At 65.1% G+C, this 12,296-nt stretch carries 9 protein-coding genes and 1 tRNA gene; 1 reads left to right on the plus strand and 9 read right to left on the minus strand.

Going from position 1 to position 12,296, the window contains the following annotated elements:
- The first annotated feature begins 101 nt into the window (after positions 1-101).
- Positions 102-2,666 carry an aminopeptidase N gene (gene pepN / locus NQK35_RS04155; protein WP_257114632.1) on the plus strand — a complete coding sequence of 855 codons (2,565 nt, stop codon included), beginning with the start codon at positions 102-104 and terminating at the stop codon, positions 2,664-2,666.
- A gap of 203 nt (positions 2,667-2,869) precedes the next feature.
- Here the strand turns inward: pepN and NQK35_RS04160 are convergent, their stop codons facing one another.
- The 9 genes from NQK35_RS04160 to obgE form a co-directional block, all read right to left on the minus strand.
- Positions 2,870-3,673, minus strand: coding sequence for an N-acetylmuramoyl-L-alanine amidase family protein (locus tag NQK35_RS04160; protein WP_257114633.1), 804 nt, complete (start codon positions 3,671-3,673; stop codon positions 2,870-2,872).
- A 478-nt stretch (positions 3,674-4,151) separates the two neighbouring features.
- On the minus strand, positions 4,152-5,984 hold the full coding sequence (locus NQK35_RS04165) for a CAP domain-containing protein (protein WP_257114635.1): 1,833 nt from the start codon (positions 5,982-5,984) through the stop codon (positions 4,152-4,154).
- A 269-nt stretch (positions 5,985-6,253) separates the two neighbouring features.
- Positions 6,254-6,326, minus strand: a tRNA-Ala gene (locus NQK35_RS04170).
- Positions 6,327-6,441: 115 nt separating this feature from the next.
- The gene (locus NQK35_RS04175) at positions 6,442-7,176 is read right to left on the minus strand and encodes a histidine phosphatase family protein (RefSeq protein WP_257114636.1); all 735 of its coding nucleotides are present in this window, start codon (positions 7,174-7,176) and stop codon (positions 6,442-6,444) included.
- Positions 7,173-7,598 carry a ribosome silencing factor gene (rsfS, locus tag NQK35_RS04180; RefSeq protein ID WP_257114637.1) on the minus strand — a complete coding sequence of 142 codons (426 nt, stop codon included), beginning with the start codon at positions 7,596-7,598 and terminating at the stop codon, positions 7,173-7,175. The genes NQK35_RS04175 and rsfS overlap by 4 nt, the downstream gene beginning before the upstream one ends.
- 15 nt (positions 7,599-7,613) lie before the next feature.
- Complete coding sequence (nadD, locus tag NQK35_RS04185) at positions 7,614-8,324, minus strand: nicotinate-nucleotide adenylyltransferase (RefSeq protein ID WP_009211731.1); 711 nt, start codon at positions 8,322-8,324, stop codon at positions 7,614-7,616.
- Positions 8,321-9,601, minus strand: coding sequence for a glutamate-5-semialdehyde dehydrogenase (locus NQK35_RS04190; protein ID WP_009211732.1), 1,281 nt, complete (start codon positions 9,599-9,601; stop codon positions 8,321-8,323). Before NQK35_RS04190 ends, nadD begins: the two co-directional genes overlap by 4 nt.
- Positions 9,602-9,637: 36 nt before the next feature.
- Complete coding sequence (gene proB, locus NQK35_RS04195) at positions 9,638-10,765, minus strand: glutamate 5-kinase (RefSeq protein WP_009211733.1); 1,128 nt, start codon at positions 10,763-10,765, stop codon at positions 9,638-9,640.
- Positions 10,762-12,285 carry a GTPase ObgE gene (obgE, locus tag NQK35_RS04200; RefSeq protein ID WP_257114639.1) on the minus strand — a complete coding sequence of 508 codons (1,524 nt, stop codon included), beginning with the start codon at positions 12,283-12,285 and terminating at the stop codon, positions 10,762-10,764. Before obgE ends, proB begins: the two co-directional genes overlap by 4 nt.
- Positions 12,286-12,296 lie beyond the last annotated feature (11 nt).

Raw genomic sequence — 12,296 nt, forward strand, 5'->3', positions numbered from 1 at the left:
CGACATTACGTGGCGCGCCTTGCGCAATCACCGAGAACACATGACAACATAGGAATGTTGAGCGCGACAGCGCTCTCATTCCTTCGACGGAAAGGCAACCCATGCCAGGCCTGAACCTGACTCGCGAGGAAGCGACCGAGCGAGCCTCGATCATCTCCTCTGTGACCCGCTACGAGATCTCCCTGGACCTCACGCGCGGAGACACCGACTTCGGTTCATTCACCCGCATCGAGTTCGACGCGCGCGAAGGCTCCTCCACGTTCGCGGACCTGGTGTCCAACAACGTCCACTCCATCACGCTCAACGGCAATGCCCTCGACCCGTTCTCGGCCCACCAGGACAACCGCATTGCGCTTGAGGACCTTCAGGAGCACAACGTCCTCGAGGTCGATGCCTCGTGCCAGTACATGCACACGGGCGAGGGACTCCACCGATTCGTTGACCCGGCTGATGGCCAGGCCTACACCTACTCCCAGTTCGAGGTCCCGGACGCGCGCCGCGTCTACACGACCTTCGAGCAGCCGGACCTGAAGTCCACGTTCACGCTGACCGTTAAGGCACCCAAGGGGTGGAAGGTGTTCTCCAACGCCCCCACGCCCTCCCCTGAGGAGGAGGGCGAGAGCTGGACGTACCGCTTCGCGACCACGGAGAAGATGTCGACCTACATCACCGCAATCGTTGCGGGACCCTACGAGGGCACCACCTCGACGCTCACGTCCTCCGATGGACGCACCATCGATCTGGGCGTCTACGCGCGCGCGTCCATCGTTGACCATCTTGACGCCGACGAGATCCTGGACATCACCCGTCGCGGCTTTGAGTTCTTCGAAGGCGCCTACGGCATCGCCTACCCCTTCACCAAGTACGACCAGATCTTCGTTCCCGAGTACAACGCCGGTGCGATGGAGAACGCCGGGTGCGTGACCTTCCGCGACGCCTACGTGTTCCGTACGCGCCCGACGGAGGCACAGATGGAGGCGCGCGCCAACACGATTCTTCACGAGCTGGCGCACATGTGGTTCGGCGACCTGGTCACCATGAAGTGGTGGAACGACCTGTGGCTCAACGAGTCTTTCGCCGAGTTCATGAGCCACCTGGCGCTGGCCGAGGCCACCAAGTACACCGAGGGCTGGACCGGGTTCATGGTCCGCAAGGACTGGGGCCTCAAGCAGGACCAGCTGCCCACTACTCACCCGATCACCGCCGAGATCCGTGACCTGGCCGACGTTGAGGTGAACTTCGATGGCATCACCTACGCCAAGGGAGCCTCGGTGTTGCGCCAGCTCGTCTCCTACGTGGGACGCGACGCGTTCTTCGCCGGCCTGCACGAGTATCTCACCAAGCACTCCTACGCCAATGCCACCCTGGATGACCTCCTCTCCGAGCTGGCGTCCGCATCGGGTCGCGACCTGGAGTCCTGGTCGAAGGTGTGGCTCGAGGAAGCGGGCGTCACGCTTGTGCGCCCCGTGGTCACCGCGGCGCCAGACGGAACGATCGAGCGCCTGGAGATCACGCAGGAGGCGTTCTCGCAGGGAGCGTCTCTGCGCCCCCATCGCCTTGGCGTGGCCGGCTATAGCCTGTCCGACGAGGACACGCTCACTCGAGCTTTCCGCGAAGAGCTCGACGTTGACGGCGCGTCGACGGTTGTCGAGGCCGCGGTCGGCCTGCCTCGCCCTGATTTCATCCTCGTCAACGACGGTGATTTGGGTTACGCGAAGGTCCGCTTGGACGCCGATTCCCTGGCTTTTGCGATCGCGAACATCACGAAGTTCACGGATTCACTCACGCGCGGGGTCGTCATGGCCGCCGCCTGGGACATGACCCGCGACGGCGAAATGAAGGCCCGCGACTACCTCAACCTGGCGCTGACCTCGATCCCCGTCGAGGACAACATGAGCCTGCTGACGCTGACTCTGCGCCACATTGACGAGGCGGTGCGCACCTTCGTCGCCCCGGAGGGCCGCGAGGAGGCCTCGGAGGACACCGGCCGTCGCCTGCTTCTCCTGGCCCGCACCGCAGCTTCGGGCTCGGACGCCCAGCGCATGCTCGTCGCCGCTGCCGCGCGCAACGCAACCAGCAGCGAGCAGCTCGATGCCATCCGAGCACTCTACGACGGCACCCAGACGCTGGACGGTCTCGACCTGGACGTTGACCTCAAGTGGAGCCTGCTCGTCGCGCTCGTGCGCGGCGGCGCCGCCACCGAGGAGGACATTGCCGCACTCGAGGCCAGTGACGACACGATGACCGGTCGTCAGAACGCGGCCGCCGCACGCGCGGCGCGCGCCGGGGAGTGGATCAAGGCAGACGTGTGGGACAAGGTCCTGACCGATACCTCGATTCCCAATGACACCCGCTGGGCGATGATTTCGGGCTTCTGGGCGCAGGCTCGCACGACTCCGTCCGCGTACGCTTCCTACGTGGGCGAGTACTTCGACTCGCTTGTCGGCATCTGGGAGACCTTCACCTTCCACACGGCCGAGGATCTCACGACGCTGCTCTTCCCGAGCGCCCTTGCGGGCTACCTGCCCGAGGTTGACGTGGTCGCCGCCGGCAAGTCGTGGATCGACGAGCACGCGGACGCGTCGGCGGGGCTGATCCGCATCGTGCGCGAGCACATTGACGTGTGCGAGCGCCAGATCGCCAACCAGGCGGTGGACGCCGAGTAGGCGCATCATCAAAGCGTGAGGAGGGGGCGCGGCCGCATGGTCGCGCCCCCTCGCGTACAGCCCGAGAAGATCCTTTCCAAGCTACAGCGTCAAAATCTCGCCCGGTCTCCCGTACGACGCGTGCCGACCTCGTTGCGACGAGGTCGGCACGCGCGTGTATCAAAGCTGTCGGTGGCGAGAACTCCCTCACCCGCAGCACTCGCTCACTGGTAGAGGCCCCACCAGACACCGTTGCCGTAGAACCAGTGGCGTTCGCCGTTGATCCAGCGGGTGCCGGTGACCATGGCGCCGGAGGCGTCCATGTAGTACCAGTGCTCGCCGTCCTTGACCCATCCGTCCAGCATCGCACCATTGTCGTTCATGTAGTACCAGGAGCCGCGAATCATGTTCCAGCCGGTGACCATGGCGCCGGAGTCGTTCATGTAGTACCAGGAGCCGTGGATCGCGTTCCAGCCGGTAACCATGGCACCGGAGTCGTTCATGTAGTACCAGGAGCCATCAATTTCGAGCCACCCGGTCTGCATCGTTCCCAGATCGGGATCCATGAAGTACCAGGTTCCACCGATCAGGTGCCAGCCGAAGGCCTGATCCCCCGAGGTACCGTAATACTCCCAGGAGCCTTCCTGGTTGTACCAGCCGGTGACCATGTATCCGCGGCTGTCGAAGCGGTAGATCTTGTCATCAATCTCGACCTGCTCGTTCATAGCGTACGTGCCGTCACCGAGGTCGAACCACCAGCCGACGGAATCCTGCTTCCAGGAGGCGGCGGGAGCATCGGAGTCGTCACCCTCGTCAGCGGGATCTTCGGTGGCGGCACCGTCGGCGGCCGGGCCTTCCTCGGCGGCACCGTCGGCGACGGGCGTCTCTTCGGCAGCGACCGCACCGTTATCGGCGGCAGCACCCTCGGTGGGCTCGCCGACCGCGTAGGCGGGAACGACAGATCCGGCGACAATGGCAGCAGCACTCAGGGCCGCAATCATAAACTTGCGTGCATTAGTGGGACGCATAGCTAGTCCTCTCGTGATGGTTGGTTGGAAGGCAACGAGCTGTGTTGCTTCAAAACGTAGCGAAGCAGCCTCATGACACTTCCGCGTAATGCATTACTTAGTATATACTAGAGTTTGTCGATAAGCAAGCCCCTCCTGACAAGAGGCTCACCAGCGACGCCAACCCCGCGCATCCCTGCCTTTTCCCGCAATTCCCGGGCACAATGAAACCCCTTACCCTCAGATCATCGTAACCAACGAGCGCGCGTCAAACACAGAGAGCACCTCACTCACCGGCATCCCTCGGTTCGACACATCGGTTGACCACCCGCGCCTCGGGCATGAGAACAAGCCCGGCCCCAACAGGGCGCAGGTCCGGACACAGGACAACGAGCCCCAACGGGCAACACGCGTGCGCACGCACAGGAACGCAGCGCCCCGCCGACGATGCACAATGTCGGCGGGGCGCTGATCGGACCCGTCGGCCCGACCGCTCATGTTATCGCTTGGCTCGACGGGAAGCCACGACGGCACCTGCTCCGGCAACCAGGACGGCCACAGCCCCAACCCCAACCCACAGGGCTGAGGATCCCGTCGCAGCAATCACATGCGCACGAGCCTGGGAGGGTTTCCTCGCCTCGGAGGCCGACGGCGCATCGGAAGATCCGACCGCAGCCGGGCTCGCCGAGGACGAAATGCTCGTGCGAGCGTGCACTGGCTCGGAGCCGTTCGAAGAGCCTGGCGCGCTCGCAGTGTTCCCTCCGTCCCCGGCAGCGGAGGGAACGCTCGGGGCGGCGGGCTCGGAAGGGGAAGAAGCAGCCGGCGCGCCAGGATCAGCGGAAGCGCTCGGCGCGGGAGCGGGTTGTCCCACCGAGGGATCGGCGGCCACACCGCTTCCCTCGCTGGGCGAGGCGGGCGCGGACGATTTGGGGCTGACCGTGATCGTCGTGCAGCTCGTCAGGGCGTCGCGATACTCGTTTGCCGTCAGGTAGCGACCCGCATGCCCGTCGCCACGCACGGTCACGCCACCGTCTTTTTCGGGATGGACCGTGGTGGCCGAGGCAATGGCGTCCGCAACGCGATCGAGCTGCGCATCGATGTCGGCAAGGTTCGCCGACGTTTGCTCGCCCGCGGAGGTGGCCAGGTAGGCGTCCAGTTCGGCCTGTGCGCGATCTACTGCGGCCTGAGCGTCAGCGAGGGCACGGGAGGCATCGACCGAGGCCGCGCTCCCCTCAGGGGCTGGCGTCGCAGCCCCTGCCCCCTCAGATCCCGCCTTGGCAGGCATGTCAGTCAGGGCCACGGGAAGCACGCTGCCCGGTAGCGCGCCGACCTTGTTCTGCCACGAGTTGGCGCGCTGCTCCTCGCCCGAACCGGCGAGCCCGGACACGTAGTTGGTGTTGTTGGCCCGGAAGGCGCCGCTGTCGAAACCGTAGGCGCCTGCCACGTCACCGGTCGTATGGAAGCGCGCCGCGTTGGGCGTCCCTCCACTGAGACCGTAGAACTTCTGGGTGCCGTAGATACGGGTGTACTGACCGTGCTTGGCAATGTGAACTCCAACGCCCACGACGTTGTTCTGAGCGAGCATGTTCTTGTCGTGACCCGGAGAGTTCTTCCACTGCTCGAAAAGCGCATCCGCGGCCTGCATCGGATTCTTCGAGGTACCGTACGCGCCCCACTTGTCGCCGAAGTTCTCACGGTGGTTGTAGGCGATGTTCTCACCGGCGTAGGTGGTGTCTCCCCCGTCGAGCTTGCCGACACCCAGGAACTTGTAGTCCGGATCGTGGTTGAAGTCGTCGGTATCGGACATGTGCTGGCTCCAGGCGCGAGCATCGAGAGTCACCGTATCGGAGACAACCAGCTCGGGGAGCCCAGCGTTGGCGCGATAGACGTTCATCTTCTGCACGATGAGCGCCTCGATGATGCGCACCTGCGTCGCATCATCCACCTTCGACCAGTCGACCCAGTCGAGGCCCCGCTCAGGCGCGGCCTCACGAGCGGGAGCATCCCCGACCGAGGGATTGGGCTGGTTCGCACCCGCCTTGGCGGACTCGAGGGCCGCCTGCGCGTCCGACAGCGCACGTCGCAGCTGGGCCTCTCGGGCGGGATCGGCCGCAAAGGACGCCGCCTTCCCCTCGGCCGCCGCAGCATAGCGCGCCAGCACGGGATTGTATTCGTCGCTGATGCGCCCCTGGGCGCCGACCAGGGCGGAGCAGAAGGAATCGTCGGAGGAACCGGTTCCCTCAGCCAGGGAGGGAATGACGACGAGAGACGCAGCGATCGTGGTGGCCGCCAAGACAACCGACGTGTGCGTGCGAGTGAGCTGGAACGACATTGAGTACCGGCCTAACACTATGAAACAGAGACAGACAAATTTTTCCACGCGGTACGCATATCTTCAAACTCGACTTGACAACCATTTACGCAAAAACCTACGTAGTTTCAATGCTTTTTCAGATTGACAGAAGATGCTCATCCCACATGTCGATACCAAAACGTTATCTGCGGTGGCGCGCGGCTGACCACCATGAAACGACCCATGCCCCACCACAGCATCGGGCACACAAAAGACCGACACTCACAAGGTGAGTATCGGCCCATCTGTGGAGCTAGGGGGATTCGAACCCCCGACCTCTTCCATGCCATGGAAGCGCGCTACCAACTGCGCCATAGCCCCGTATTTGCTTCGTCGCCGTGGCGACCTCATAAATGATAGCGGACGCTTTGAGAGAAAGGCAAACGCACATCCAGTGCCGCTCGTCACACGCACGGCGCGCAAGGCCGCCGCACGCCTACGCGCCCAAGATGTCCTCCCGAGATCCGATGTTGTGCGAGGCGAGCCGCCATCCGCAACGAGCAGCACTCTTGACACTCGACTCTCCCACGGGAACAAGCTCCGACCAGTGGCAGTTATCCACCCCGCGCAACCCGTTGAAGACCGCCGGATCCAAGCCCAGCAGAGACACGATCCCCCGGGCAATTGCCGCGCCGTGAGAGACCACGATCAACGACTGATCCCCGCCGCAATCGCCCGCAGCCTCCAGGACCGCTTCGCGCACGCGAGCCCCCACGACCTCGGAACGCTCCACCTGGGCCTCCTCGCTCTCTCCGCTCACCCGATATTGCCGCGATGCCTGCGGCTCTTGCGCGTCAATCTCCTCGTATGTCTTGCCCTCGAAACGCCCGTAGAAGCGCTCGGTGAGCCGCTCATCGATGCGGGGACCATCGCACGGATAGCCCGCGATCTCAAAGACACGAGCAACGATCCTCGCCGTGTCGAGAGCCCTGCCCAGCGGCGAGCTCACCAGGCGCACTCCCCCATCGTCGTAGGAGCGACGCGGCGCGGAAGCGAACATGCCCACCTCGGCGCTGGGCTCGCACAGGCGACTCACGAGGACGCCAGCGGCACCGGCAGCCTGTCCTCGCCCGGCCTCGTTCAAGGGCATGTCAATACGCCCCTGAAAACGCCGCTGCAGGTTGAAGTCAGTCTGGCCGTGGCGCAGCAGGACGATCCTCGAGGCGCTCACACCGACTCCTCAACACCGTGCGCGGCGGCACGCTTGGCGGCTGCCGCCCGCGCCTCGTCCGTGTCGACGCCAATCGGCACTGCGGGGCAATCCCCCCACAGGCGTTCGATCGCGTAGAACTCTCGTTCCTCCTCCAGCAGAACGTGCACGAGGAGCTCCGAGTAGTCCAGGAGCACCCACGTTCCCTCCGCGCGGCCCTCAATGTGGGTGGGGCGCCGTCCGTAGTCTTCCCACACGCGGTCCATGATGTCCTCGGCGATTGCCCGCACCTGACGCTGCGTCGGAGCGGAGACAACGACAAACGCATCCGCCAGCGCCAGCTTGCTCGTCACATCCACCAGGACCGGGTTCAGACCGCCGCGATCATCCGCGGCGCGCGAGGCGAGGGAAGCCAACTGCGAGGTGGCGTCGGGAAGAGTCACGTTTCTCCTTGAATCTCAGGACCGGTACAGGCCGTACTTGTTGATGTATTGGACGACTCCGTCGGGGACCAAATACCACACGGGCTTGCCGTCCTCGACGCGAGAGCGACAGTCGGTGGAAGAGATCGCCATCGCGGGCACCTCCAGCAGGGACACGGACTCGCGCGGAAGCCCCGGATCGGAGAGGTTGTGACCGGGACGGGTCACGCCGATGAAGTGAGCCTGCTCGAAGAGCTTATCAGCGTCCTTCCACTGCGCGATCTGCGCCAGCGCGTCCGCGCCGGTGATGAAATAGAAGTCCGAGTCCGGATACTCCTGCGCTAGATCGGCCAGGGTATCAATCGTGTAGGTCGTCCCCCCGCGGTCGATATCCACGCGCGAGACGGCAAAGCGCGGATTGGAGGCCGTGGCAATCACCGTCATCAGGTAGCGGTGCTCCGCCGACGTCACACGTCGGCTCGCCTTGAAGGGCTGCACAGCGGCCGGAACGAAGACCACCTGATCGAGACCGTAGACGTCCATGACCTCCGAGGCGGCAACGAGGTGCCCGTGGTGAATCGGGTCGAAGGTTCCGCCCATGATCCCAATCGCTCGCCGCCTGCGCAGCGCGCGCGGCGGATTCTGGGGCGAGGCCGGCGCCGCAGTCGCCCCAGCAGTTGCCTCCGTGGTCTTCTCGATCTGCTCGGACCGCCCGGTCGCGGCCTGGTCGCTGGCCTGTGCCGTCACGGTCGGATCGTTCCATCGCCCTCGTAGACCCACGTGGTTGTCGTGAGTTCACCGAGCCCCATCGGTCCGCGCGCGTGAAGCTTCTGCGTCGAGATCCCCACCTCGGCGCCGAGGCCGAGTTGGCCTCCGTCCGTGAAGCGAGTAGAGGCGTTAATCGCGATTGCGGCAGCATCAACGCCCGACCGGAACGCCGCGATGGTGCGCACATCGCTGGCGACGATCCCCTCCGTGTGTCCGGAGGAGTACCGGCGAATATGTTCAACCGCCTCATCGACGCTCGCAACGACGCCCACGGCAAGATCCATCGAGAGGTACTCGGTCTCCCAGTCGGCCTCGGTCGCTTCGACAATCATGTCGGCATCAATGGAGGGGTTTCCAGCGATGATGGCGCGGGTGGCGTCATCCGCGTGGATCGTCACGCCGGCGGTCGTCAGCCTGGTCACCGCCGCAACGAGGAATCGGGGAGCCACGTCGGCGTGGACGAGCAGCGTCTCGGCGGCATTACACACGCCCACCCGCTGCGTCTTCGCGTTCATGATGATCGCCTCGGCCGCCTCCAAGTCGGCCGACGCATCCACGTACACGTGGCAGTTACCGGTCCCTGTTTCGATGACGGGCACTCGAGACTCCTCGACCACCGCATTGATGAGGCCCGCTCCACCTCGGGGAATGAGGGCGTCGATAGCGCCTCGTGCACGCATCATGGCCCGTGCCCCGCCTCTTCCCCACGGGTCCACCGTGGAGATCGCGTCCGGGGGCAGGCCAACGGAGGACAGGGCGTCCCGGCACACGTCAATGAGGACGCGATTCGATGCCTGCGCAGCGCTTCCCCCTCGCAGGATCACGGCGTTGCCTGCCTTCAGGGCAAGGGCAGCGGCATCAATGGTGACGTTGGGGCGAGCCTCGTAGATGATACCGACAACCCCGAGCGGGACGCGCTCCTGCGTGACCCGCAGGCCGATCTCGGTTCGCCCTCCTCGAACGACCTGACCGATTGGGTCCGGAAGGGCAACGATCTCGCGGACAGCCTCGGCGATCGACCGGAGACGATCCGTATTCAGCGCGAGGCGGTCAAGCAGGCCGTCGCTCATCTGCTCGGCGCGGCCACGCGCCAGGTCCTCGGCATTAGCCGCCAGAATCTGGTCGGCGCGTTCAATCAGCGCCGCCGCAATAGCCTCCAGACCCCGATTCTTCAGCTGTGTCGGAGCATTGGCGAGAACGCGAGCCGCCGCGCGTGCGGCATCGGTCACCTGGGAAATATCAGCAGGAGTATCCACCCGGCCATCATGACATACAAGCGCGCTCAAAGCCGATCAGTCTGGTGCGACGGTTCCAAATGCGTCGCCCAACACGGCCAGATCATCCCGGTGAATAGCGGGCCTGGGATGCTCATGGCCCGCCAGCCGCAACTCGTTGATGCTCGCTCCGGCGATCTGGGCAAGCGTATCGGAGTCGTAGCCGCAGACGCCGCGTGCGATCAATCCGGTCGGCGAGGCGACGTCGACGACATCACCAGCATCAAAGTGGCCGAGCACCTTTCGTACGCCCGCGACCAGGAGCGACTTCTTGCGCTCCGTGATCGCCCTGGCCGCGCCCTCGTCAACGATGAGCTCCCCGCGTGAGGGGGCGGCGTGAGCGATCCACAGGCGCCGCGACGCCGGACGCTGCCGCGAGGGTTCAAACCATGTTCCCACGCGTTCGCCCGACAGGACTGCCTCCAGATCGTCCGCACACGCCAGCTGCACGCCAATGCCGCTGGCCGTGGCCAGCATCGCCGCCTGGACCTTCGTGGCCATACCTCCGGTCCCCACGCGCGAGCCGGCACCGGTGACGAGAACGCTCATCAGATCATCGGGCCCACTCACGCGTTCAATCAACTTTGATCCCGGGTGATCCGGAGGAGCGGTGTAGAGGCCGTCAACGTCCGTCAGGAGGACGAGCGCATCAGCCTGAACCATCTGCGCGATGAGCGCCGCCACCCGGTCGTTGTCGCCAAAGCGCAACTCCCGAGTCGTCACGGCATCATTCTCGTTGAGGATCGGAACGACGCCGAGGCCGAGCAGCCGTACGAGCGCGGCTCGGGCATTGGTGTAGTGGTCCCTGCGCATCACGTCCTCCGTCGTGAGCAGAACCTGAGCCGCATCCAGGTGATGCGCGTGAAAGGCCGCCGTCCATCGGGCCATGAGCAGACCCTGGCCCATCGCGGCAGCAGCCTGAACGCTGGGAAGGTCCTTAGGCTTGGAGGAAAACCCCAGGGGATCGAGGCCCGCAGCAACCGCTCCCGAGGAGACGATGAGAACCTCGCGGTCCCTGCCACGCCAGCGTGACACGAGCCTGGCGACGGCATCAATGCGGTTGAGATCCAGCCCGCCGTCGGGTCGCGTCAGGGAAGACGAACCGATCTTGACGACGATGCGGGACGCCGCCCGGATACCGTTCATGACTGATCCGAGGCGTCGGTCCAGTGGCCCGCCTCGCGCTCGGTCCACAGCTCGTCACGGGCCGCACTCTTGGCATCCATGACCTGATGGTAGACCTCGCGCCGTTCCTTACGGCTCGGGCGCGCGTTCTGATCCAGGCGCAGGTCGGTGCCGCGCGACCCCAGCAACTCGGGCCCAGTGGTGAGCGTCGGCTCCCAATCGAAGACCACGCCCCCGTCGAGATCACCGATCACCACGGTGTCTCCTGCGACGGCACCGGCCTTCATCAGCTGGTCCTCGACGCCCGCGGCATTCAGGCGATCCGCCAGGTAGCCCACGGCCTCGTCGTTGGCGAAGTCGGTCTGACGCACCCAACGCTCGGGCTTGTCGCCGCGGACCTGGAAGACGTCCTCGCCGTCCTTGCGGGTCTTGCGTACCGTGATCTCCACGCTGCGTCCAACCGCCTTCGGACGGATAACGGGGCGAGCGGCCTCGAGGGCGGGACGCTTCCCCCGTTCCTCCTCGACAATGTCGGCCAGTACAAACGACAGCTCCTTGAGCCCCTCGTGGGACACGGCCGACACCTCGAGCACGGGCCAACCGAAGGACTCGAGGTCCGGGCGAGTGATCTCAGCCAGGTCACGGCCGTCCGGAACGTCGATCTTGTTCAGCACGATGACGCGCGGGCGCTGCATGATCGGAACATAGCCCTCGATCTGAGTGAGGTCTCCCTGGTAGGCCTCAAGCTCCGCCTCGATGATGCGCAGGTCCTCAACGGGCTCACGATCTGTCTCGAAGGCAGCCGTGTCGAGCACGTGGACGATGACCGCACATCGTTCGATGTGGCGCAGGAAGTCCAGTCCAAGTCCTCGCCCCTGAGACGCTCCGGGAATCAGACCGGGAACGTCAGCGACCGTGTACCGCGTATCGCCAGCTGAGACCACACCAAGGTTGGGCACGAGAGTGGTGAACGGGTAGTCGGCGATCTTGGGGCGCGCCGAGCTCAGCGCAGCGATCAGCGAGGACTTGCCCGCCGACGGGAAGCCGACCAGCGCGACGTCGGCGACGGACTTCAGCTCGAGCACGACATCGCGCTCCTCGCCCGGCTCGCCCAGCAGAGCAAAACCCGGTGCCTTGCGGGCCTTCGAGGCCAGAGCGGCGTTGCCCAGGCCACCGCGACCGCCCTCAGCCACGACGAAGCGCGCTCCAGTACCGGTCAGATCGGCGAGAAGCTCGCCCGACATGGACTTCACGACCGTTCCATCGGGAACAGGCAGGACGATGTCCGCGCCGTTCTTGCCCTGACGGAAGTCGCCCATGCCAGCGGTACCGCTGTCGGCGCGGCGGTGCGGGCTACGGTGGTAGCTGAGCAACGTCGTTTCCTGAGGACTCACCTCAAGGATCACCGACCCGCCGTTACCGCCGTCTCCGCCATCAGGGCCGGCCAGCGGCTTGAACTTTTCACGCTTAATCGAGGCCACGCCGTTTCCGCCGTTTCCGCCCGCTGCGTGCAGCGTCACGCGATCCACGAAGTCTGCCACTGGTGCTCCTG

The sequence above is a fragment of the Schaalia odontolytica genome (assembly GCF_024584435.1).
GTDB lineage: Bacteria > Actinomycetota > Actinomycetes > Actinomycetales > Actinomycetaceae > Pauljensenia.